22 protein-coding genes are annotated in these 23,094 nt (G+C 63.0%); 13 read left to right on the forward strand and 9 right to left on the reverse strand.

Annotated features, from left to right (window positions below; translation table 11 throughout):
* Positions 1 to 5 precede the first annotated feature (5 nt).
* The 3 genes from F0P96_RS21155 to F0P96_RS11460 all read left to right on the forward strand — a co-directional run bounded on the left by F0P96_RS21155 (position 6) and on the right by F0P96_RS11460 (position 2,419).
* Complete coding sequence (locus tag F0P96_RS21155; protein WP_151079023.1) at positions 6 to 494, forward strand: hypothetical protein; 489 nt, start codon at positions 6 to 8, stop codon at positions 492 to 494.
* A 304-nt stretch (positions 495 to 798) separates the two neighbouring features.
* The gene (locus F0P96_RS11455; RefSeq protein ID WP_151079024.1) at positions 799 to 1,161 is read left to right on the forward strand and encodes a hypothetical protein; all 363 of its coding nucleotides are present in this window, start codon (positions 799 to 801) and stop codon (positions 1,159 to 1,161) included.
* Between the two features lie 16 nt (positions 1,162 to 1,177).
* Complete coding sequence (locus F0P96_RS11460; protein WP_151079025.1) at positions 1,178 to 2,419, forward strand: PAS domain-containing protein; 1,242 nt, start codon at positions 1,178 to 1,180, stop codon at positions 2,417 to 2,419.
* 74 nt (positions 2,420 to 2,493) lie between these two features.
* Here F0P96_RS11460 and F0P96_RS11465 read toward each other — a convergent pair whose 3' ends face one another.
* The 5 genes from F0P96_RS11465 to F0P96_RS11485 form a co-directional block, all read right to left on the reverse strand.
* Positions 2,494 to 2,871: a hypothetical protein gene (locus F0P96_RS11465; RefSeq protein WP_151079027.1), complete on the reverse strand. Its 378-nt coding sequence runs from the start codon at positions 2,869 to 2,871 to the stop codon at positions 2,494 to 2,496.
* A 26-nt stretch (positions 2,872 to 2,897) separates the two neighbouring features.
* Positions 2,898 to 3,821, reverse strand: a complete 924-nt coding sequence (gene uvsE / locus F0P96_RS11470) for a UV DNA damage repair endonuclease UvsE (protein ID WP_151079028.1) — start codon at positions 3,819 to 3,821, stop codon at positions 2,898 to 2,900.
* A gap of 91 nt (positions 3,822 to 3,912) precedes the next feature.
* Positions 3,913 to 4,683, reverse strand: a complete 771-nt coding sequence (locus F0P96_RS11475; protein WP_167291202.1) for a carboxypeptidase-like regulatory domain-containing protein — start codon at positions 4,681 to 4,683, stop codon at positions 3,913 to 3,915.
* A 137-nt stretch (positions 4,684 to 4,820) separates the two neighbouring features.
* Positions 4,821 to 5,525, reverse strand: coding sequence for a hypothetical protein (locus F0P96_RS11480; protein ID WP_151079030.1), 705 nt, complete (start codon positions 5,523 to 5,525; stop codon positions 4,821 to 4,823).
* 159 nt (positions 5,526 to 5,684) lie between these two features.
* A complete protein-coding gene (locus tag F0P96_RS11485) occupies positions 5,685 to 6,917 on the reverse strand; it encodes a metallophosphoesterase (protein ID WP_151079031.1) in 1,233 nt (410 codons plus the stop codon).
* Between the two features lie 113 nt (positions 6,918 to 7,030).
* On the opposite strand from F0P96_RS11485, the gene radC reads away from it, so the two are divergent.
* The gene (radC, locus tag F0P96_RS11490; protein WP_151079032.1) at positions 7,031 to 7,774 is read left to right on the forward strand and encodes a RadC family protein; all 744 of its coding nucleotides are present in this window, start codon (positions 7,031 to 7,033) and stop codon (positions 7,772 to 7,774) included.
* Positions 7,775 to 7,901: 127 nt separating this feature from the next.
* Positions 7,902 to 8,525: a DUF1684 domain-containing protein gene (locus tag F0P96_RS11495; RefSeq protein ID WP_151079034.1), complete on the forward strand. Its 624-nt coding sequence runs from the start codon at positions 7,902 to 7,904 to the stop codon at positions 8,523 to 8,525.
* Positions 8,526 to 8,573: 48 nt separating this feature from the next.
* Here F0P96_RS11495 and F0P96_RS11500 read toward each other — a convergent pair whose 3' ends face one another.
* Positions 8,574 to 10,313, reverse strand: coding sequence for a T9SS type A sorting domain-containing protein (locus F0P96_RS11500; RefSeq protein WP_151079035.1), 1,740 nt, complete (start codon positions 10,311 to 10,313; stop codon positions 8,574 to 8,576).
* Positions 10,314 to 10,543: 230 nt separating this feature from the next.
* Between F0P96_RS11500 and pheT the strand changes: the two genes are divergently transcribed.
* The 5 genes from pheT to F0P96_RS11525 all read left to right on the forward strand — a co-directional run bounded on the left by pheT (position 10,544) and on the right by F0P96_RS11525 (position 16,502).
* Complete coding sequence (pheT, locus tag F0P96_RS11505; protein WP_151079037.1) at positions 10,544 to 12,982, forward strand: phenylalanine--tRNA ligase subunit beta; 2,439 nt, start codon at positions 10,544 to 10,546, stop codon at positions 12,980 to 12,982.
* Between the two features lie 166 nt (positions 12,983 to 13,148).
* The gene (locus tag F0P96_RS11510) at positions 13,149 to 13,445 is read left to right on the forward strand and encodes a hypothetical protein (RefSeq protein WP_151079038.1); all 297 of its coding nucleotides are present in this window, start codon (positions 13,149 to 13,151) and stop codon (positions 13,443 to 13,445) included.
* A 34-nt stretch (positions 13,446 to 13,479) separates the two neighbouring features.
* Positions 13,480 to 13,770 carry a cell division protein ZapA gene (locus tag F0P96_RS11515; protein ID WP_151079040.1) on the forward strand — a complete coding sequence of 97 codons (291 nt, stop codon included), beginning with the start codon at positions 13,480 to 13,482 and terminating at the stop codon, positions 13,768 to 13,770.
* Positions 13,771 to 13,889: 119 nt separating this feature from the next.
* Entirely contained in the window at positions 13,890 to 15,551 is a 1,662-nt protein-coding gene (gene rny, locus F0P96_RS11520; protein ID WP_151079041.1) for a ribonuclease Y, read from the forward strand.
* Positions 15,552 to 16,100: 549 nt separating this feature from the next.
* On the forward strand, positions 16,101 to 16,502 hold the full coding sequence (locus F0P96_RS11525; protein WP_151079043.1) for a hypothetical protein: 402 nt from the start codon (positions 16,101 to 16,103) through the stop codon (positions 16,500 to 16,502).
* A 6-nt stretch (positions 16,503 to 16,508) separates the two neighbouring features.
* On the opposite strand, the gene F0P96_RS11530 is transcribed toward F0P96_RS11525, so the two are convergent.
* The gene (locus F0P96_RS11530) at positions 16,509 to 17,903 is read right to left on the reverse strand and encodes a mercuric reductase (RefSeq protein ID WP_151079044.1); all 1,395 of its coding nucleotides are present in this window, start codon (positions 17,901 to 17,903) and stop codon (positions 16,509 to 16,511) included.
* A 100-nt stretch (positions 17,904 to 18,003) separates the two neighbouring features.
* Here F0P96_RS11530 and F0P96_RS11535 point away from each other — a divergent pair, with 100 nt between their 5' ends.
* Positions 18,004 to 18,741, forward strand: a complete 738-nt coding sequence (locus F0P96_RS11535; protein ID WP_151079045.1) for a hypothetical protein — start codon at positions 18,004 to 18,006, stop codon at positions 18,739 to 18,741.
* Positions 18,742 to 18,773: 32 nt separating this feature from the next.
* Here the strand turns inward: F0P96_RS11535 and F0P96_RS11540 are convergent, their stop codons facing one another.
* Positions 18,774 to 20,108 carry a cation:proton antiporter gene (locus F0P96_RS11540; protein WP_151079046.1) on the reverse strand — a complete coding sequence of 445 codons (1,335 nt, stop codon included), beginning with the start codon at positions 20,106 to 20,108 and terminating at the stop codon, positions 18,774 to 18,776.
* 287 nt (positions 20,109 to 20,395) lie between these two features.
* Between F0P96_RS11540 and F0P96_RS11545 the strand changes: the two genes are divergently transcribed.
* Complete coding sequence (locus F0P96_RS11545) at positions 20,396 to 21,133, forward strand: hypothetical protein (RefSeq protein ID WP_151079048.1); 738 nt, start codon at positions 20,396 to 20,398, stop codon at positions 21,131 to 21,133.
* 300 nt (positions 21,134 to 21,433) lie between these two features.
* Positions 21,434 to 21,901 carry a hypothetical protein gene (locus F0P96_RS11550; protein ID WP_151079050.1) on the forward strand — a complete coding sequence of 156 codons (468 nt, stop codon included), beginning with the start codon at positions 21,434 to 21,436 and terminating at the stop codon, positions 21,899 to 21,901.
* 146 nt (positions 21,902 to 22,047) lie between these two features.
* Here the strand turns inward: F0P96_RS11550 and sucD are convergent, their stop codons facing one another.
* Positions 22,048 to 22,941 (reverse strand): succinate--CoA ligase subunit alpha, encoded by an 894-nt coding sequence (gene sucD, locus F0P96_RS11555; RefSeq protein WP_151079051.1) that lies wholly within the window; start codon positions 22,939 to 22,941, stop codon positions 22,048 to 22,050.
* Positions 22,942 to 23,094 lie beyond the last annotated feature (153 nt).

Below are 23,094 nucleotides of genomic sequence, written 5' to 3' on the forward strand. Positions count from 1 at the left end.
AACCCATGAAAAAGCACCTTGTCCTCCTCGCCTTGCTATGCGCGGGCTTTGCCGCCCACGCCCAAACTACTTCCGGTACCACGAGTGGCACTACGAGCGGCACCACCACTTCCGGCACCACAACATCGGGTACCACCTCGGGCTCGACTACCTACGGCACCACCAGCGGTACTACCAGCGGCTCGACCACAATGAGCACCACCTCGGGCACTACCAGCGGCTCAACTACATACGGGACGACTGCCGGCTCCGGCTCCACCTCGGGCTCTATGGGCACTACCAGCGGCTCGGGCACGATGGGTAGCACCAGTGGCACCAGCACCTCGGGCACCGGTACCGGTACTACCACCAGCAGCGGCTCGATGGGCAGCGGCTCAACCACCAACGGTACTGTGCGCGGCAAAGGCAAAATGAACAGCTCCGACAAAGGCACCCGCACCAAATCGAAAAACACCCGCACCCGTACTTCTACCACGTCGGGTTCGCGCATGTAAGTCCGGCGTAGTTAGCCGGGTCGCTTTGCAAGACCTCAAAACCGCCCCGCACCTTTTCGGTGCGGGGCGGTTTTGTATGGTGGCAGGCCCGAAACGGGCTTTCGGAAACAAAAGGGGCGCCTCAGTATTATCCCGTGAAAAGTTTTTTGCTTGATTATCAATAAGTATATATCCGGATAATGCCGTGCCGAACTTGTAGCTCGACAGTTATGTATGGCACTTGGTAGTGTACCAACTGCATTTGTGCCGATCTGCTTCTAATTTTGCGGCGGCCCTCCCATTTCTCCGGCCCACTTTAGCCTTTATGTCCGACGCTTTTCTGCTCGATATCAACCTACAGCAGTTGCCGGATGATTACCTGACGGGCGAGTGGCGCGTAGCCGACCGCGTGCTGAACCAGACCGACCCCAGCAGCCACCTGGCCCAAGCCACGTCGTTGCGGTTGGAGCCCGGGGCACTGCACGTGCAAACCGGCGCCAGCCAGGAGCACGGTCAGTGGTCGGTGCAGCGCGATGCCCTGCTCAGCCGGCCGTATCTGGAGCTGCAGCTGCCCGAGGAAGAAACCCGCGCCCTCATCACGCGGCTGCGCCGCTCGGCCGACGGGCTGATCAGCCAGCTCAGCTTGTATTTTCTGTCGGGTATGGAAGTGCAGCTCACCCGCCCCTAATTTCTGTCGCCTTACGATGTTGAACCCCGAAGACATTTTAAGATACGAGCTCCTGCAAACCGCAGTAGAAGCGGCCGGCATCGGCACCTGGGATTTGAATCCCCTTACCGGCCAACTGCTGTGGTCGGAGCGCTGCAAGGAATTGTTTGGCTTGCCCGCCACCGCCGAGGTCGACTACGAGCTGTTTCTGCAAGGCCTGCACCCCGACGACCGCGCCCGTACCGATGAGGTGGTGCGCCAGGCGCTGGACCCGACCGGTTCGGGGGCCTACGACATCGAGTACCGCACCGTGGGCCTGCAAGACCAGCAGTTGCGCTGGGTGCGGGCCACCGGCAAAGCGTTTTTCGATGCCGAGCGTACCCAGGCCGTGCGGTTTGTGGGTACCGTGAGCGACATTACAACGGCCAAAACCCGCGAGCTGGAAGCCGTACGCCTGGCGGCCATCGTCGAGCAGTCGAGCGACTTTGTGGGGCTGGCCACTGCCGATGGAAAAGTGCTGTACCTGAACCCTGCCGCGGCCGATCTGGTCGGGCTGGCGGGCGAAGAGCAAATTCGGCAAACCACCATCGGCGAGTTTTTCATGCCCGAGGCCCTGCCCGCCATTCAGCAACAGGTGCTGCCCGCCGTGATGCAGCAGGGCACATGGACGGGCGAGCTGCCCATGCGCCGTTTCGACACCGGGCAGTCGGTGCCGGTGCGCTACCACGTGTTTCGCCTCGACGACCCCGTGACGGGGCAGGTGACGCTGGCCACCGCCAGCCAGGACCTCACCCAGCACAAAAAGGCCGAAGAGCGGTTCAGCTTCTTGGCCGAAATGATTCCGCAGCTGGTGTGGACCACCGACCCCGAAGGCTTCCACGACTACTTCAACCAGCGCTGGATCGACTACACCGGCTACACCGTGGCCGACAGCCAGGGCACCGAAATGTGGAACAACCTGCTGCACCCCGACGACCGGGAGCGGGCCCGCATCCGCTGGACGCACTCCCTGCAAACCGGCGAATTCTACGAAATCGAGTACCGATTCCTGTCCAAGCAAGGCACCTACCGCTGGTTCCTGGGCCAGGCCCTGCCGCTGCGCAACGCCGAAGGCCAGATTGTGAAGTGGTTTGGCACCTGCACCGATATTGAACACCAGAAACAGCTGCAGGAGCGCCTCGAGCAAGCCTACGCCGACCTGGAGCTGAAAGTAACGTTCCGCACCCTGGAACTGGAGCGGCAAGTGCAGGAGCTTCGTAAGCAGCTCGACAACGCCTGATTCCGGCAAAGCTCCAACGCAGCAAGGCCCGGCTACCACGTGGTAGCTGGGCCTTGCTGCGTTGGGCCGAAACGCTATTTCCGGCCGTTGTTGTCGGCTTCCAGTTCGCCGCCAATGCGTAGCAGAAGCGTGCTGAGCTGGTTGAGGCCCATTTTTCGCTCTTCGGGGGCGGTGCGCATCAGCTCACTGGTTTGGGCACCCAGCATGCTGAGCGAACGGCCAATGATGGGGCCGTCGAGTATGCCGCTGCTGAGCAGTTCCTGCAGGTTGCCAAACTCGCGGGCAATGTTTTGCAGCTCCGGCTGGCCGCTTTGCAGGAATTGCTGCTGCCAGATTTCGGTGGTTTCCATCGCGTCGCTGAGCGGAATGGACGTCAGGCCGCCTTGCAGGGCGTGAATGGTTTTGGCCAGCAGATCGGCCGAGGCGGTGTCGGTAGGGGAGGGGTGTTGCATAGGGGTGGAGCGCAAAAGGAAACAAATCAGGAAACGGCCGGGGCATTCTGGGCGGCTCGCACCAGCATGCCCACTTCTTCCAATATCAGGCAGGCGCGGTGGGCACTGGCTTCCTTGTCTTTGATTTCGAGCATAATATCGGCGTCGAGGCCGCGCAGGTCTTCGAGGAAGCGCCGAAACAGGGCTTCTTCCATTGTGGCCACGTGCTTGCCTTTTCGTTCGCCGGGCGCCTGCGAGCTGTAGTCAATCATGAGCGGGCCATCCTGGGTGGGGTGCCAGGTAGCGGCGGCCAGGCGCAGGGCCATGGGCATCGGTTCGCCGTTGTTGAGGCACTCGTGGTGGAAGTTGTCGAAGAGTACGGGCACACCCACGGCATCGTGCAGACGCAGGCAATCCTGCAGGCTGTAGAGCCGGTCGTCGTTTTCGACTACCAAGCGGGCTTTCACGGCCTCGGGTAGCGTTTTGTAGGTGGCAATCCAGCGGGTGAGGGCGGCTTCCCGGTCGCCGTAGAGGCCGCCGGCGTGAATCTGCAGCTTGGCCGTCGAGTCGAGGCCCATCAGATCGAGCATCGAGCCCTGGTACACCAACTCGTCGATGCTGCGCTGCACAATGCCGGCGTCGGGCGAGTTGAGCACCACAAACTGGTCGGGGTGAAACGACACGCGCAGGCCGTGGGCCTTGACGTAGTCGCCGATGGCCCGGAATTCGGCCGCGAAGTGCGTTTGCCAGGGAAAAGTGTTGATGGGGTGCGAACCAAACGGCACAATACCCGAGCCCATGCGGAAAAAGCGCAGCTCGTGCTGCACGTTGTATTCCAGAATGCGCTGCAAGCAGGCCAGGTTTTTGGCCACGGTCTGCTCCACGCGCTCATCGGAGTAGGAGGCCAGTCGGAAGGTGCTGGCCGTGGAGCAGTCGAGCGACTCGTTGACGCAAGGATAACCGATTCTCATAACCTAGCCTTACGGCCCGGCGCAGGTGAAGTTTGCTGCTCAACTGCTAAGGGCCGGTTCCGAGCCTACCACGTTAAGCCGCTACGGTCACCTATTGTTTGGGCGCGAGGCTTCCGGCGGGCGGCTGCACGGGCTGCTGCGGCAGTTTCTGCTTCGGCAATTGCTGCGGCACCGTGATGGGCAGCGTCAGGTCGCCTTCCACTTCGTAGCCTTGGTTTACGCGGAAAAACTGGTTGTAGGCACGGCGCTTGGCCAGCTCGGCTTCTATCCGTTTGTTGGTTTCTATTTCCTCCAGCTTACGGCGTTGCTCGCCTTCGCGCGAAAACATGTCGTAGAGCAGGCTGATGGGGCTGGCCAGCGTGGGCACCGGCGCCTTGGGCGCGGTAGAGTCGACGGGGAAGAGCGGCTGGGGCTTGGGCGGGCGCTTCACGGCGTTGGGCGGCGCGGTGGGCCGCTTGATGTTGCGCAGCGCCCGGTTGATGGTGGCCTCGTCAGGGCGGCCTTCGCGCACGCGCACCTCGCCCAGTTGAATGGTGGCCCGCTCCAGCTTCACCTGCACAATGATTTGCGAGAGGCCGGTGTTGCCCAGCGGCAGGCGGTAGCTGCCGTAGCCCACGGCCCGAAACTCCAGCGTGTCGCGGGCGCCCACGGTTACGGCAAAGTCGCCTTCGGCGTTGGCCACGGTGCCGCGGCGGGTGTTGATGTTCCAGATGGTGGCGCCGGGAATGGGTTGCTTGGTGGCTTTGTCGCTCACCGACCCTGTGACGCGCACCTGCGCGCTGGCCGCTCCGCTCAGCACCAGCAACAAGCCCCACAATACAACCAGCCACGGCCGGCAACGAAGCGCAATCAAGTCAGTCAAGCGAATAGGAGGCAACATCGAGCACAACACGGGCCGGCGCCGCAAAGTAGCCACGCTCTGCGGGAAGGAGCCAAAAAAAGCCTGCACCGTTGCGAAGGTGCAGGCTTTTTTATGAAGAAGCCGTGTTGCCCAAGGGCTTACATTTTGGTTTTGCCGGCTTCGGTTTTCTCTTTCATGGTGCCGTCGTCGGCGTCTACTTTGCCTTTGTTGCCGGCGGCGTCTTTGGTCTTGATGTCGCCATCCGACTTCACCTTGATCTTATTGCCGTCGCCGTCCTTGGCTTTCATTTTCGACACGCTCATGTCGGTACCCGACGACGAGGCCGAGGCGCTCATGTCCGACGAACTCATATCCGACGACGTGCCGCTCATCGAGTCGGCGCCCATGCCGCTGGCCATGTCGGTGTCGTCCATGTACCGGTCCTCGTAGTAGTCGGTGCGGCTCGACTCATAAGCCGAATACTGCGTGGGGTCGGTGAAGATGGTTTTCATCTCCGTATCGGTATCGGCATACACCGTGCGCATGGCGGCGGCCATGCCGGTGGTGTCTTCCATGTACTGGTTGTGCAGCTCGCCCAAGCGCTTGGAGCGGTTGTAGTAGGCCGTGCGCACTTTGGCGCGGGTAGCCTCGTCGAGCTTCATCTTAGTCGCCATATCGGCCGCAATCCGGTCGGCGCGGCGGTTGTACGCCTCCTCGGTGTACATGGCCGGGGTGGCGGTGGTCGTGGTGGTCGTGGTAGTCGTTACGGTGCCGTCGGCAGCGGTGTCGGTCGATTTATCCTGCGAACAGGAAGCCATGGTCATGGCCGCGGCACACGACAACAGCAGAAACATCTTTTTCATGGGAAGTAGGAGAGGGGAGGGGTGAAAGTCGAATTGAACAAAACCCGAAAGTTTTGTATCCGCCTTATACGCCCCTGTCGAGTATTCGTTTTGCCAGATGCAAAAAGCCCCGATTGTTGGACAATCGGGGCTTTCGCAGAATAGGGTAAAAGGCCGTAGTTAGGCCTTTTGCAGCTCAAAAACGGTGATTTCCGGCAAGAAGCCCACGCGGCCGGGGTAGCCGATGAAGCCCAGCCCGGCATTGACGTAGAGGTACTGCCGGCCGCGCTGGTAAAGGCCGGCCCACTGCTTGTACACGTATTGCACCGGGCTCCACTTCATGAAGGGCAAGTTCACGCCGAACTGCATGCCGTGGGTGTGGCCCGAGAGCGTGAGGTCGATGTCGGGGTACTGGTGCACCTGCGCGTCCCAGTGCGAAGGGTCGTGGGAGAGCAGAATCTTGAACGGCGCGTCGCCGGAAGCGGCGTGGGCTTTGGCCAGGTTGCCGTGCTGGGCAAAGCCCTTGGCGCCCCAGTTCTGCACGCCCAGAATGGCCATTTTCTCGCCGTTGCGCTCCAGCGTGTGGCTTTCGTCCATCATCAGGCGCCAGCCAATTTTGGCGTGGTTATCCATCAGGCGGCGCAGGTTGGCGGCTTTTTCTTCGGGCGTGTCCCACTGCACGTAGTCGGCGTAGTCGTGGTTACCGAGGATGGAGAAGATGGGCAGCTTCGACTGAATCTGGGCCAGCGTGTCGATGTGCTCTTCTACCTCGTGGGCGTAGTTGTTCACCAAGTCGCCGGTCATGAACACGAGGTCGGCCTGCTGCTGGTTGATCAGCGCCACGGCCCGCTGCAAGGGCTCTTTCGACTGAAACGAACCGGTGTGCAGGTCGGAAATCTGCACAATCTTGAAGCCGTGAAACGCGGCCGGCAGGTTGGGAAAGCGCAGCGCCACGCGCTTCACGGTGTAGTCGGTGCCGCCCTTCACCATGCCCCACAGCAGCGACACGAACGGCACGGCCCCGGCCACCAGGGCCGCCTTGCTCAGGAACTCGGAGCGCGAAATGGGCCGCCCGCCGCTGCCGGCCGGGGAGGTACCGAGCTGAAACGCCCAGCGGCCCAGCCGCACCACGTCTTCGAGCAGCAACGGAATAACGATGACGATTTTGGCCGCCAGCATGGCCAGCAGCACGCCGCCGAAGTACGATTTGAACGAGGCATGCTCGCGCCGGCTGCTCATCGCCCAGATGCCCAGCGCCCAGATAGCCACGGTCAGTAGCCAGTAGAGCACGGTGGTGAGGCGGCGCGTGCCGGGAGCGGCGTGCTGCACCATGGCGCGCACGGCCTGAAAGCCGTACCACTCGCCCAGTACCACCAGCGCCAAAAACAGAAACGGAAACAAACTTCTAGTCATAGAGGACAAAGCAAACCCGCGCGGTGCCGAATGGTTCAGAAGCACCGCCGCGTATACAGACGGCAAAGCGGGATTTTTACTTTACTTACGACGAGTAACAATTCCAGTGCCGTATGCATTCGTTTGACAAGTTGGCGGAAGACACCCCGCCCGCCGGGCCCTACCAAATACCCGCTTCGTTCAGTATTAAGAGTTGGGCCGAGGAAGACCGGCCCCGCGAAAAGCTCATGGCCAAGGGCCGCGCTGCCCTCACCGACGCCGAGCTGATGGCCATTCTGCTCGGCTCGGGCACGGCCAAGCTCTCGGCCGTTGACGTGGCCAAGCTGGTGCTGGCCGCTACCGGCAACGACCTCAACGAGCTGGCCCGCCTTTCTATTAAAGACCTGATGCGCCACAAAGGCATCGGCGAGGCCAAGGCCATAACCATTGTGGCCGCGCTGGAGCTGGGCCGCCGCCGCAAGGAAACCGCCGCCGCCGAGCGCGTCACCATCACCTGTTCCACCGATATCTACAACCTCATCCGGCCCAACCTGCAGGACTTGCCGCACGAGGAATTCTGGGTGATTCTGCTCAACCGCGCCAACGTGGTCATGCGCAAGCAAAGCATCAGCAGCGGCGGTGTGGCCGGCACCGTGGCCGACCCCAAAATGATTTTCAAGCTGGCCCTGGAGCAGCTGGCCTCGTCCATCATCCTCGTGCACAACCACCCCAGCGGCAACCGCAACCCCTCGGCCGCCGACATTGCCCTCACCCGCAAGCTCAAGGAAGGCGGCCTGTACATGGATTTGCCCGTGCTCGACCACCTCATCTACACCGACCGCGGCTACTACAGCTTCGCCGACGAGGGCATTCTGTAAGGAAACGAGCCCGAATCAGGCAAACGTTGGTTTCCCGCGGAGTTTGACGGAGGTTTACACCGGATTTCGCCCGAAGCGGCAGAAATCGTCCCCGAAATCTGTACAAGCCTAAAAGTCCGTCGAATCCGTGGTCAAGCTCTCCGTCCCCAAAATCCTGCTCGGCCTCGGCCTGCTTGTCGTGCTCGGCTACATCGCGTCCGATTTACTCATCAGCGACGACCAGTACGCCTACAAGCTCCGGCAGGAGCGGAAGCAGAAAAACGAGCAGTTCCGCAGCCACCGCGACTCGCCGCTGCCCGAAGAGCTGCACGAGAAGTTCGATAGCCTGCATTACTACCCCATCGACCGCGCCTGGCGCCTGACGGCCCGCCTGGAGCGCCTGCCCGCCGGCGACACGCTAAGCCTGGCCCTCACCGACGGCGGGGCCGACAAGTACACGCGCTTTGCCCGCGCCACCTTTGAGTGGCAGGGCCAGCCGCAGACCCTGACGCTGCTGCGCCGCGTGAGCAAAACCGATTCCACGCTTTTCGTGCCCTTCACCGACAAAACCAACGGCCGCGGCAGCTACGGCGGTGGCCGCTACCTCGACGTGGAAACGCCCGCCCGCCGCGACCGGGAAGTGGTGCTCGATTTTAACCGCACCTACAACCCGTACTGCGCCTACGGTGGCAATTTTGCCTGCCCCATGCCGCCCAAGGAAAACTGGCTGACCGTGGAGGTGCCGGTAGGAGAGAAGAGCTACAAGGAGTAAGGGTTATACACCTGAATCCGGGCCAGTGAGCGGCTGGTCTGGGGTAGGTCACTCCACTGCCAGAGGCTTCAGGTACACGGCAGCGCCCACCTGCACCCGCAGCGCATACACGCCCGCGGGCAACCCGGCCAGGTCCAGTAGAATGTCCGAACCCGGCACGGCAGATTGGGTACGCGCCACTTGGCCCCGGGCGTCGAGCAGCGTGAGGGAAGCCTTTGGAGCGCCGCTAGCCGGCACGTGCACAGTGGCGGTGCCCCGGGCCGGATTGGGATACAGCACCATGTCAGCCCGCGGAGCCATACTCCGGGTGGGCAGCGCTAGGTCAGTAAGGGAGGCCACGAAGCTGGTGGCGCTGCCCGTATGCAAGTTGGTGAAGTTGGTAGCCCCGACGGTAAAACGGGCACCCGTAAAGTACCCGCCCACGCAGGCGGTGGTCCCGTTCAGCACCACGGCATTGCCGAAGTCGTCGTCGGAACTGCCGGCCGCTTGGGCCCAGTCGATGCGGCCCGCTAGGCCCGTATCGGTAACGCGCGTCACGAAAGCGTCGCTGCCACCGACCGATGATAGTTGGGTGCTGCCAAACGCTGCCACCGGGCCGCCCGCGCCGGTACTGCCGCTGTTGAAATAGCCGGTTACGTAGGCCTTGCCACCTAACACAGCCAAGGCCTGGGGTTCGTCGTCCAGGGGGCCGCCCATGCGCAGGGCCCACACCACGGAACTGTTGCTGCCGGCGTCGGTGAGGCGCGCTACCACGCCGTCGAGGCCCCCGGCGCTGCCGAGCGTGACCCCGCCAAAGGTGGCTGCGGCGCCGGTAAACGAGCCGGCCACGTACACGGCGGCACCATCCACTGCTACGTCCCAAACCGTTTCGTTGCCGACTCCCCGCAAGCTCTGCACCCATTCGAAGCTGCCGGTGCTGCCTGCATCCGTGAGCTTGGCCACCAGCCCATCGGTGCCGCCAGCGCTGGTAACCGTGGTGCTGCCCAGCGTGAGGGAGCCGGTGGTGTGGGCCGTGACGTACACACTGCTGCCCGCAGCAGCCACCTTGTGCGCCTCGTCGACGCCCGCGCCGCCCAGGCGCTGCACCCAGTCGAAGCTGCCGCCGCCCGCATCGTTGAGCTTGGCCACAAACCCGTCGCGGGTGCCAAGGCTGACGAGCGACGTGGAGCCAAAGGCGGCGGTGGCGCTGAAGGTGCCCGTGGCGTACACGTTGTTGCCGCTCACGGCCAGCCCCTCGATTACGTCGTAGCCCGTGCCGCCGGCCTTGCGCAACCACCCGTAGCTCACGCTCGAGCCCAGGTCCGTAAACTTGGCCACGAACCCGTCGCGGCCGCCCCAGCTGGAGTTGCTCACGAAAGTGTTGCCCCAGTTCAAACCGGTGACCGTGAAGCCCCCCGCCACAAACACATCGGCACCGCGCACGACCAGCGCCAGCGGCAGAACCTCGCCCTGGCCCGCGCCAAACTGGAACGCCCACACAAACCGGCGCGTGATGGGGCTCCACTTAGCCACAAAGCCGGAGCCGTCGGCGTCGCTGGTAATAACGGTGTTGTTGAAGAGTGCCTGATCGTAGATAACGCCCGTAACGTACACGTTGCCAGCGGCGTCGGTAGCCATGGCCGTAATGCCGTTAGCGCTGACTCCGTTGGCGGAATTACCAATAGCGGCGGCTCCCTGCCAGCCGGGTGCCTGGGCCAGGGCAGCAGGGGCCTGCTGCAGGCCAAGCGCCAGCACGACGATACAGGCCCAGCGGGTGCGCAGGTGAATGGCGCGTAAAGCTGTTATCATATGTAGAAATGGGAAGGGTAGAATCGACAAGATATAGATTTATTCACAAGCCTGAGCGAGCTACAGCGCCCCCTTTTCAGGCCTATTGCAAAGTCCTTTCAGGGCCTGCGGAAGCCGAAAACAATGTTGTTGCGCCGTCTAAGGCATCATAGCCCCGCCGTGGTCTATCTTTGCCTTGCCGTTGCTGTCGTCAGCCTAAACTGACCACCGGCAACCGACAACCGACAATTATGAAGATTTCCATCGACTGGCTCCGCACGCTGTTTCCCACCGACAAAACCCCAGCTGAGCTGTCGGCGCTGCTCACCAGCGCCGGCCTCGAAGTGGAAGGCCTCGAAGAGCTGGAAAGCGTGCCCGGCGGCCTCAAAGGCGTGGTGCTGGGCACGGTGCTCACCTGCGAGCGGCACCCCGACGCCGACAAGCTCAGCCTGACCACCGTGGACGTGGGCGACGGCACCCCGCGCCAGATTGTGTGCGGTGCCCCCAACGTGGCCGCCGGCCAGCGCGTGGTGGTGGCCCTCGACGGCGCCGTGCTGCACCCGAGCAGCGGGGAACCGTTCAAAATCAAGAAGTCGAAAATCCGGGGCGCGGCTTCCGAAGGCATGATTTGCGCCGAAGACGAAATCGGCCTTGGTGTCTCGCACGCCGGCATCATGGTGCTGACCACGGACCTGCCCAACGGCACGCCCGCCGCTGAGTACTTCGGCCTCGGCACCGACCACGTCCTGGAAATCGGCCTGACGCCCAACCGCGCCGACGCCGCCTCGCACTTCGGCGTGGCCCGCGACCTGCGCGCCCTGCTCCGCCAGCCCGTGCAGCTGCCCGACGTGCACGCGTTCCACGCCCCGGCCGCGGCCGAGGGGAACATCAGCGTCGAGATTGAAGACGCCGAAGGCTGCCCGCGCTACGCTGGCCTGCTGCTGGACAATGTACACGTAGGCCCCTCGCCGGAGTGGCTGCAGCGCCGCCTGCGCAGCATTGGCCTGGCGCCCATCAACAACGTGGTGGACGTGACCAACTACGTGCTGCACGAGCTGGGTCAGCCCCTGCACGCCTTCGATGCCGACCAGCTCGGCGGCAACGGAATCCGCGTGCGCCGCGCCGCGGAAGGGGAAAAGCTCACGACCCTCGACGGCACCGAACGGAGCCTGAAAGCCGAAGACCTCGTCATTGCCGACGCCACCGGCCAAGCCCTGGCGCTGGCCGGCGTGTTCGGCGGCAAGTCGTCGGGCGTGAGCGAAGGAAGCACCCGCGTGTTCCTTGAAAGCGCCTACTTCGCGCCCGCCGTGGCTCGCAAAACCGCCCAGAACCACCAGCTCAAAACCGACGCCTCGTTCCGCTTCGAGCGCGGCACCGACCCGCACATGGTGCCGCTGGCCCTCAAGCGCGCCGCCCTGCTGTTGCAGGAGGTGGCCGGGGCCCGCGTGGCCGCGCCGGTGGTCGACGTGTACCCGCGCCACATCGAGCACACGCCGGTGCGCCTGCAGCTGGCGCGCGTCGAGCAGCTCATTGGCCACTACATTGCGCCGGAGCGCATCCGCCAGATTCTCACCGACCTCGATATTCTCATCACCGAGGAAGGCGTAACCGAGCTGGGTGCAGCCGAGTGGCTGCTCTCGGTGCCGCCCTACCGCGTGGACGTAACCCGTGAGGCCGACGTGGTGGAGGAGATTCTGCGCATCTACGGCTACGACCACGTGCCGCTGCGCCCCTTCAACGCCGCCGCCTTCCTGGCCAAATTCCCGAACCCCGACCCCGAGCTGCTGCGCCAGGACGTGGCGCTCCTGCTCAGCGGGCAGGGCTACAGCGAAATCATCACCAACTCGCTCACCAACTCGCGCTATTACGAGGCGTCGCCCGAACAGCCCAACGCGGCGCTGGTGCGGGTGCTGAACTACAACTCGGCCGACCTCGACGTGATGCGTCCCTCGTTGCTGCACACCGGCCTCGAAATCGTGCGGCACAACGTGAACCGCCGGCAGCGCGACCTGAAGCTCTACGAGTTCGGCCGCAGCTACCACCGCCAACCCGACGGCAGCTACAAGGAGCGCCCCACGCTGGCCCTGTACCTGACCGGCAACGTGCAGGCCGAAACCTGGCAGCAGCAGGACGAGAAAACCGCCTTCCACCACCTCGCGGGCACCGTGCAGCAGGTGTTGCGCTGCCTCGGCCACCCGCAGCCCGGTTCGCAGCCCGTGCAGCACCCGTACCTGAACGGCGGCCTCACCTTGCTCTTGCACAATCAGCCGGTGGTGCAGCTCGGCAGCGTGTCGCCGAAAGTGCTCAAGCAGCTGGACGTGAACCAGCCCGTGTTCTACGCCGAGCTGGACTGGCAGTGGCTGACGAAGAAGTACCGCACCGCTATGTCGGTAACCGAGCTGGCCAAGTTCCCGGAGGTCCGGCGCGACCTGTCGTTGGTCGTCGACCAAGCCGTGACCTTCGAGCAGCTGCGCCAGATTGCCACCAAGGCCGAGAAGAAGCTCCTGCGCGAGGTCAATGTGTTCGACGTGTACCAAGGCGAGAATTTGGGCGCGGGCAAGAAGTCGTACTCCCTCAGCTTCCAGCTGCAGGACCCCGAGCGCACCCTCACCGACCAGGCCATCGACCAAGTGATGCAGAAGCTCATGGCCCAGTTCGAGCAGCAGGCCGGCGCCGTTATCCGCAAGTAGCAGGGCCCAGCTAGAACTAGTAGTGCCACGACTCTCCGTCGTGGCACTACTAGTTCTAGCTGCACCGTGGACCATGCAAGCGAAAACCCCGCCGGCTGCTTAGCTCCCGGCGGGGTTTTCGCTTCCGCACCGCCAATTCGTTACTTTGCCCGGAAATTTTCCCGCCATGGCCTCCTCCCAGCAGCTTGCCCAACTCGACCGCCTCGAACGGCAGGTTACCACTTTAGTGGCTGCCTATCAGCACGTGCGCGAAGAGCTGGCCGACGCCCAGACCACCATTGCCCAGCTCCAGGCCGACATCCGCGACCGGGACCGGCAGCTGCGGGAGCACCAGAACCAGGAAAATATTGTTAAACTTGCTAATACCATAGCCGGCGAGCCGGCTGCCGCAACAGAGCTGAAACAACGTCTCAACGAATACATCCGCGAGCTAGATAAGTGCCTTGCCTATTTGAGGGAGTAACCCCACCGCCCACCGCATGACCCCCTAACCCCCCGTGTCCGAACTCTCCGTCAAAATCCGCATCGCCGACCGTGACTACCCCCTGCGGGTGTCGCCCCAGGAAGAGGAGCGCCTGCGCTACGCGGGGCGGCTGCTCAACGAGCGGCTGAAGGAATTTCGGGAGCAGTACGGCATTCAGGACAAGCAAGACCTGCTGGCCATGATTGCCCTCACGACCCTGGCCGACCGCGTGAAGGCCACGAAGGAAAAGGACGGTACCGACGCCGCACTCACCGAACGCCTCGCGCGCTTGGACGAGCTGCTCTCGTCGGTGGTACTCGCCTAACAAACGCATACCCACCCTTGGGCAGACGGCCCGGTGGATTTTCGCCCGCATAGCTGCCGTTGCGGCAGTCGCTTACTCCACGGCTGTGGTGCTTGTTCCATCCCCCAACAATCACCCCCATGGATATACTATACATCGTCCTAGCTGCCGTCGTGGCCCTCGTAGTGGGCTTCGTGGCGGGTAGGCAAATGGCCGGCAAAGCCCGGCAGGACGTGGAAGCGCAGGCCCAAAGCCGTGCCCAGGAACTGCTGCAGGAAGCCGAAGCCAAGGCCAACCGCGTGCGCGAAGAGCGCATTCAACAGGCCAAAGACAAAGCCCGTCAGATTCGCAACGAATCGGAGCAGGAAATCCGCCGCCTCCGCCAGGAAGCCGACCAGGATCTGGCGCAGCGCCGCGAAGTGGTGCTGCAGCAGGAAGCCAGCGTGAAGCAGCTTACCCAGGCCTCGCAGCGCCAGCTGGAACAGGTGCAGCGCAAGGAAAAGGAGCTGGACACCCTGCGCGAAAAAGTGCAGAACGACACCCAGCGGCAGCTCGAAAAGCTGGAAGCCCAGGAAGAAAAGCGCCGCCAGGAGCACGACGACGTGCTGGCCGAGCTGCGCCAAGACCAGGCCGAAGTAGAGCAGCAGCGCCTCCAGATTCAGTCCCAGCTCGAAACCATTTCGGGCCTCACGGCCGCCGAAGCCCGCGAGCAGTTGGTGGAAGGCCTCAAGAACGAAGCCCAAATTCAGGCCAGCAGCTACATCAAGGATGTGGTAGCCCAGGCCAAGCTTTCGGCCACCAAAGACGCTAAGAAAGTGGTGCTCGAAACCATTCAGCGCACCGCCGCCGAACACGCCATCGAAAACTGCGTGTCGGTGTTCAACATCGAGTCGGACGACGTCAAGGGCAAAATCATTGGCCGCGAGGGACGCAACATTCGCGCCCTGGAAGCCGCTACCGGCGTCGAAATCATTGTCGACGACACGCCCGAGGCCATCATCATTTCGGGCTTCGACCCGGTGCGCCGCGAAGTGGCCCGCCTCTCGCTGCACTTGCTGGTGAAAGACGGCCGCATTCACCCGGCCCGCATCGAGGAAATCGTAGCCAAGACGCGCAAGAACATCGACGAGGAAATTGTGGAAATCGGCGAGCGGACCATCGTCGACCTCGGCATCCACGGCTTGCACCCCGAGCTGATCAAGATGGTGGGTCGCATGCGCTTCCGCTCCTCGTACGGCCAGAACCTGCTGCAACACTCGCGCGAAGTTTCCAACCTCTGCGCCACCATGGCCGCGGAGCTGGGTCTGAACGTGAAGCACGCCCGCCGCGCCGGCCTTTTGCACGACATCGGCAAGGTGAGCACCGAGGAGCCCGAGCTGCCCCACGCCATTCTGGGCATGGAGCTGGCCAAGAAGTACAAAGAGCACCCCGACGTGGTCAACGCCATCGGCGCCCACCACGACGAAATCGAAATGACGGCCCTGATTTCGCCCATCGTGCAGGCCTGCGACGCCATCAGCGGCTCGCGCCCCGGTGCCCGCCGCGAGATGATGGAAAGCTACATCAAGCGCCTCAAGCAGCTCGAAGAAACCGCCAACGGCTTCAAGGGCGTCAATCAGTGCTACGCCATTCAGGCCGGCCGCGAGCTGCGCGTGATTGTGGACGCCGACAACGTAACCGACGACCGTGCCCAGGAGCTGTCCAGCGAGATTTCGCAGAAAATCGAGAAGGAAATGCAGTACCCCGGCCAGATCAAGGTGACGGTGATTCGCGAAATGCGCGCCGTGGCTTACGCGAAGTAGAGCCAGCCAAGCTCATAACCAAAAGCGCCCGCCGCAACAGCTGTTGCGGCGGGCGCTTTGTTTGCAAACCAGCCTGTACAACGCCAGCCGCGTGCAACCTTTGCCGGACCCGCCCGCATCTTCCTCCACCCCACGTCATTCACCCATTCTATGAAGCATTGTTACCCATTGTTATTGCTGATATGCGGCCTGCTGAACGGCTGCTCTATGTACACACCACTGCTGCCCGCCACTCCCGTTGTTAATAAAGGCGAGGTAGAGCTTACCGGCCAAATTCAGTCCCCCTTCGGTTCCGGTGGCAGCGTTGCCTACTCACCCATTCACCACGTGCTTCTGCATGCCGCTTATCTAGGCCGCAAAGACTCGGCACCCAGCGACTCTAACGATGTGCAGCTCCGAAGCCGCCAGTATGAAGCCGCTTTGGGCTATTATCACACCGTTGCCGACGGTCATTGGTACCTCGGTGCCTTGGCCGGGTATGGGCAGGCATGGGCACTACGCCGCGGCCGCGACCCACAAGTTGAGCGATACAACCTTCTCGGGCCTCCGTTGCCCACGCCTCCATACGCCACCTACGAAGGCCAGTACCAACGGTATTTCGGGCAGGTGGTAGCCGCGTATCAGTCGACGCCCACCAGCCCAGACGATGTGCAGGTGCAAGCGGGCGGTGTGCTGCGCCTTACCCAAGCCGAATTCACCCAGCTGATTCGCAACGGCCAAGCCTTTGGCCAGCCCCGCCAGCAGTTTTTCGAGCCCGTGGGCTTTGTGCGCGTCGGAGGCACATGGTTGCTGGCGCATTTTGCCACCGGCTTGTCGCAGCCCGCCGCCTTTAGCCGGGCCGAACGTGTCCTTTGGCCCAATACGTCGCTCTTTGCCAGTGTAGGCCTCACCCTCTACCCCACAACCCTCTACCGAGAACTGCACCGCCAACGCACGGCTTCGGCTCCATAATCCAACTTACTTGAGCTGGGCAAATACATTGTTCAGCGCCTCGGCCCAGGTGGGGTGGGCCAGCACCATGTCGCGCAGCTGCTGGTACTTCAGCCGCCCGGCCATGGCAATCTGCAGCATGCTCATGATTTCGCCGCCCTCGGGGCTGAGCACCGCCGCACCCAGCAGCCGGTCGTCGGCACCTACCAGCACCTTGATAAAGCCGGCCGTTCGCCCCGTTTCGCGGGCCCGCCCAATGTGGAACACCGGCAGCTTGCCCACCCGGTAGGGCACGCCCTGCTTCTTGGCTTCTTTCTCCGAGAGGCCCACGCACCCCAGCTGCGGATCAGTAAACACCACGTAGGGCACCGGTCGCGCCTCGGTGCGGCGCCCAATCCCGTGCAGCACCTGGTCGCGCACCAGGCGGTAGTCGTCGTAGCTGATGTGGGTGAACTGCGGGCCGCCCTTCACGTCGCCTAGCGCATACACGCCCCGCACGCCGGTGTGCAGCCGCTCGTCTACCACCACAAAGCCGTGCTCGTCGGTTTTGATGCCGGCCGCCCCCAGGTTCAGCGACGCCGTGTTGGGCGTGCGGCCGGTGGCCAGCAGCAAGTGCGAGCCGCGCAGGCGCCGCTCGCCGGTGCGCGTCTGCACGGTCAGCGTTACGTGGCCGTTGGTGCCGCGCGCGGCGCTTTGCACCCGGCCCCCCAGTACAAACTCCACGCCCTCGGCTTCCAGCAGTTTCTGCAGCTCCTTGCTCACGTCGGCGTCTTCGCGGGCCATGATGCGCGGCTCGGTATCCACGATGGTCACGCGCGAGCCGAAGCGCCGGTACATCTGCCCAAACTCCACCCCGATGTAGCTGCCGCCGAGAATAACCAGGTGCTCGGGCAGCTCCGGCAGGTCCAGCAGGGTTTCGTTGGTGAGGGCGCCCACGTGCTGTATTCCCTCAATGGCGGGCCACGCCGGCTGGGTGCCGGTATTGATGAACACCAGCGGCGCCGTCACGCGCTCCGCCTCTACCCGCTCGCGCGGCGTAACCAGCAGCGTGTGCGGCCCCACAAACGCGGCGTGGCCGTGCAGCACCGTAATGCCGGGGTGCTCCACGGTCAGGTTCTTCCGAATGGCCTCGCGGTGCCGCGCCACCAGCGCATTTTTGCGCGCAATAACGGCGGGCATGTCCAATACCGGCGGCGCGACGGATATACCCAACTCCCCGGCCGTGCGCACGTCGTGGGCGCGGTGGGCGGCCGCCAGCAGCGCCTTGGTGGGCGAACAGCCGTAGTTGATGCACGAGCCGCCCAGGTGGTCCTGTTCGATGAGGGCCACGCGCCGGCCGGCATCGGCCAGGGCATAAGCCAAGGGGTTGCCGGCCTGCCCCGAACCAATGATGAGGGCGTCAAATGAACTGGGTGTGGGCATAATCAGCGAACTTAGGCGCGTAGGCCAGCGGCAGATGGAGGAGCTTGATACAACGAAACTCCCTGTCGGTCGTTGTCTGCCCGGCTTCCACTCCTTGCCCATGACTCCCAAACGCTTGTTGTTGCTGTTGCCGCTGCCGCTCTTGGCCAGCTGCGCCTCCATCTACTACCCCACGCCGGCGCCCGTGCCCATGTTCACCCAAAAAGGCGAATTCAACGCCTCGGTGCAGGCCAACCTCAAAGAAAACTTCACCGCCCAGCTCGCCTACGCTCCCGCCGACCACGTGGGGCTGATTGCCAACGGCTCGTCGCTGCACAACAAAACCAAAAAGCGGTACCTGGAGCAGGATTTGGGCGAGTTCGGGGCGGGCTACTTCACCAAGTTCGGGCCCGCCCAAAACCGCATTCTGGAAGTGTATGCCGGCGCCGGCTTCGGCCGGGCCAAGCGCGAGGAGTTTGCCCGCGGCGAGACACCCTACCAGCTGCAGGACGGCCGCCTGGAGAAGTACTTTCTGCAGGTGAACTACACCAAGAAGAAAAAGGAAGCCTACACCATCCTGGGCCACGACTGGCAGCTGCGCTACGGCGCCGCCATGCGCCTGAGCTACGTCAACCTCAGCGACTTTCGCCTCAACGGCGTGCGCGCGCCCGGCGAAGACAACATCTTCTTCGAGCCCGTCACCTACACCCGCATCAACCTCTTCGGCCCGCTCAAATTTCAGTTCATGAGCGGCTGGAACATTCGTCTCAAAAACCGCAAATACCTCACCGCCGGCAACTCCGTCAGCAGCTTCGGCTTCGTGCTGAACCTGGGCGGCGACGGGACCAACGAAGACTAACAGCGTAGGCGGCGTGCTGCCACCGCTCAGACCTAAGCGGGGCGCGGTCGTACGGCCGCTTCCGGGTTTTGCTCTGCCGGTACTGGCTCGTTGCTTGTGGCTTCTTCGCAGGCTTCTGCGGCCAGCTCGGCCGCAATGCGCCGGCCGTGGCGCCGGTCCAGCCAGTTCATCACGGGTGTGGCCAGCGTACCGTGCACCACCACCGATACCAAAATGGTGAAGCCGGCAATAGCCCACAGCTGGCGCGGGTCGTCGAAATTTCCTTTGGCCAAGGCGAACGAGAGGTAGAAGATGGAGCCGATGCCCCTGATGCCGAAAAAGGAAATGACGCCCCGCTCGGCCCAGGTCATGCGCGGCACCCGCGCCAGAGTAAACAGGCCGCCCAGTGGCCGCAGCACCAGAATGAGCAGCAGGCCCAGCGCCGCCCCGCGCCACGTGAGGGGCGCCAGCAATCCGCGCATGATGGCGCCGCCGAGCATCAGTAGAATAACCACGATGAAAAGGCGCTCCAACTGGTCGGTAAAGGCGTGCATCTGCTTGTGGTACTCGTGGTGCCGCTCGTGGCTGCGCAGGGTAAGGGCTGCAATAAACACCGCCAGAAAGCCGTAGCCATGCACCATTTCGGTGATGCCGTAGGTGGTGAGCGTGACGGCCAGCGACACAAACCCGTAGGCCGTGGCTTTGATGCTGACGCGCGTGGGTAGGTGAAAAATGAGCACTGCCAGCAGCTTGCCCGACAACCAGCCCAGGGCCACGCCGGCCACCGTGCGGTACAGCAAATCCATCCACAGCCAGGTTTGCAGGCGTTCGGCCAGCGGGGCCGCGGCGGGGAGGAGCGCCAGCGCGAGGTACACAAACGGAAACGCCAGACCGTCGTTCAGGCCGGCCTCGCCGGTGAGGGCAAAGCGCACGTTGTCTTCGCGGCCTTCGTTGGGGTCGCCCACTTGCACGTCGCCGGCCAGCACGGGGTCGGTGGGGGAGAGGGAGGCGGCCAGCAACAGTGCGGCCGCCAGCGGCAACCCGGCCAGGTAGGCGGCACTCGTGAGGCCGATGATATTGAGCACCATCAGCACCAGCACCAACAGCAGTGGCCCGCGCCACTTCAGCACCGAAAACGGTCGGTCGATTTTCAGTCCCGTGCCCATCAGCGCCACTATCACGCACAGCTCGGCTACGTGCGTGACGATGCTGGGATTGTGCAGCGGATCGGGGTTGGGCAGGCCCAGCGGCAAGGCGTACACCCCCATGCCCAACGCGATGTAGAGAATCGGGTAGGAAAGCGGGTATTTCTCAAGCAGCGAAGGCAGCCAGGCTACTCCCAGAATAGCCACGCCCAGCAGGGCCAGCGCAATGTGGTAAGGCGACATAGCAAACCAGATAAGGGCAGATGGATAGGTCGTAATACGGAGGCTCGGCGGTATCTACCGGTGTGCAGGGGTTTTTCTGAGTCACTGCCCCTGGCAAAGAGCCCGGTAAAAGTCGAATAACTGACCCTCTGAAAAGTCAGATAATTTATGCTCAATACGCCCTCATTCCTTCTGATGAGCCGCGTATACGGAGCTTTGGCGAAGTTTTGAAAAGTCTGCTTTCGACGCAGAATAGATTGGTGGGCGAAGTAAGCCGGGCGTACTTCCGGTCGTCAATTCACTCCGCCATGAAACACTTGCTCTACAGTCTTGCCGCAGCCGCCCTCACCACCAGCTGCACCGTGTACGCTCCCATGCAGCCCGTCATGCCGTTGGTCGAAAGCCAGGGCCAGGTGGAAGTCGGCGCAAGTGTCCAGCCTACGGGCCGCCTCGAAGCCACGGCCGCCTATTCGCCCGTGCAGCACGTGGTCGTAACCGGTGCCGGCACGTTGGGGCTCAAAGTCGAGCCGAACAACTACCTCAAAACCCGACAGGCCGAACTCGGCCTTGGCACCTATTGGAACCTGGGGCCGCGTTGGTTGCTGAGCACCACCGGCGGCGTGGGCGCGGCCTTTGCCGACCGCCGCTACCAGTTCATCGGCGTCGAGCAGTTCAGCGGCAATTACCGCAAAGTCTTCGGGCAGGTGGGCCTTGCGCACCATTTTGCCGACGCCAGCACCGTGGGCCTGACCTACCGCCTCGCCCGCGTGCAGTTCGACAACATCGTGGATCGGCCCCTGAACACGGTTCCCGCGTTCAGCCTGTTGCGCCACGAAGCCTCGGCCTTCTACCGGCAGGAGGTCGGTAAGGGCTTCGGCACGTGGTACATGCAAGGCACCATGGGCCTATCAATCAGTAACCTGAAAGCACCCAGCCACACCGACACCTTCGACCCGGTGAAAGACCAGCAATGGTACTCGGCGGGTGTGCCCGCGCCGTTCGTGAGCCTGGGCGTGGTGTGGCGCCTGCCCCAGAAAAGCCGCTAGGCTGCTGTTGCCATGAAAGTTTGTGCTGTATTGTGCGCCTCCCTTGTTGGCTGCACTACCTACACGCCCGTGATGCCCACTACACCTGTCATCCGGCGGGCGGGCGAAGTTGAGGTGAGCGGGTATGTGCAGCCCTCCGTGCGCCTCGACGTGGCCGGAGCTTACAGTCCCGTCGCGCATGTCGTAATTGCTGGCGGAGGCATGCTCCGGCCACCTCTGAGACGCGTAGATCAATACCGGTTTCAGGCTTGGCAAGCGCACTTGGGAGGCGGAACGTACTGGGCCTTGGGTTCACGCCTGATGGTACAGGCCCTAGGCGGGGGCGGCTTGGCCGTCGTTGATCGTACGCTTCAAGATTATGGCTACCACGCCATGTACTCGGCACGTTACCGGCAGCAGTTTGCTCAACTCAGCTTGGAGTATCAGGGCACGGAATTTACTACTGGCTTGGGCTACCGGCATACGTGGGTTCATTTCACGCGAATGCACGCAACCGATGGCGCAACAGGCGTAAGCTACACGCTGCCGGCAAATCGAAACCAGCGCATGGAGCCGTATGGCTTTTTGCGAATTGATCCTGACTTAAAGAAAGACCAGGGCCGCTGGGAAGCGGAAATAAGTTATCTACTGCCATTGTCCAGGGAAAGCCGCGCCGCCTACATCAGCCAGGATATGCCCGTGCAAGACTTGGTGCGATACAACCACGGCTGGGGCATTTTGATGGGGCTAGGATTGATATATTACCCCTTTGCTCCCCCCGCCGACTGAAACTCAAGCCACTGAAAATAGCCCGTCCTGCCGCTAGCCTCAGCAAACAGCAAGCGGGAATTTCTAGACCCGCGCCCCGCAAACGACAGCAGCCCCGCCGGAGTCCGGCGGGGCTGCTGATCCTCAAGTCTAAAACCTCGGGTGGCTTACGCCGTCACTTTTTCGCCTTGCAGCACGCGCAGCATGGTGTCGCCGATTTCGGCCGGCGAATCCACCACGTGGATGCCGCACTCGCGCATGATGGCCATTTTGGCCGCAGCCGTGTCGTCGGCACCGCCCACGATGGCCCCGGCGTGGCCCATGCGGCGGCCGGGAGGCGCCGTTTGGCCGGCGATGAAGCCGACCACGGGTTTCTTGTTGCCGGTTTCCTTGATCCAGCGGGCGGCTTCGGCTTCCATGCCGCCACCGATTTCGCCAATCATCACGATGCCCTCGGTTTCGGGGTCGTTCATGAGCAGCTCGACGGCTTCCTTGGTGGTGGTGCCGATGATGGGGTCACCGCCGATGCCGATGGCCGTGGTCTGGCCCAGGCCGGCCTTGGTCAGCTGGTCGACGGCTTCGTAGGTCAGCGTACCCGACTTCGACACGATGCCGATTTTGCCTTTCGAGAAGATAAAGCCGGGCATGATGCCCACTTTGCACTCACCGGCCGTCATCACGCCGGGGCAGTTCGGCCCGATCATGCGCAGGCCTTCGCGGCCTTTCAGGTACTCCTTCACCGCAATCATGTCCTTGGTCGGAATGCCTTCGGTGATGGTCACGATAACCTTGATGCCGGCGTCGGCAGCCTCCATGATGGCGTCGGCGGCAAAAGCCGGGGGGACGAAGATGATGCTGGTGTCGGCACCGGCTTCGCGCACGGCGTCGGCCACGGTGTTGAATACGGGGCGGCCCAGGTGGGTCTGGCCACCTTTGCCCGGCGTTACGCCGCCAACGACGTTGGTGCCGTAGTCAATCATCTGCTGGGCGTGAAACGAGCCTTCGGAGCCCGTAAAGCCCTGCACAATCACTTTCGAGTCCTTATTGACCAGTACGCTCATGTGGAGTAGGTTGGGAGGAAATATCAGTGGGAGTGGACCGCGCGGGGCGGCACGGCCGCAAAGGTAGGCTTTTCGGGCGGCGGGGCAACGGGCAACGACGCGCATTCTGACCGGCGGCCCGAATACAAGTACGAAGTGACGGAACGCAGCCTA

Source organism: Hymenobacter busanensis, from assembly GCF_008727865.1.
GTDB classification, from domain to species: Bacteria; Bacteroidota; Bacteroidia; order Cytophagales; family Hymenobacteraceae; genus Solirubrum; species Solirubrum busanense.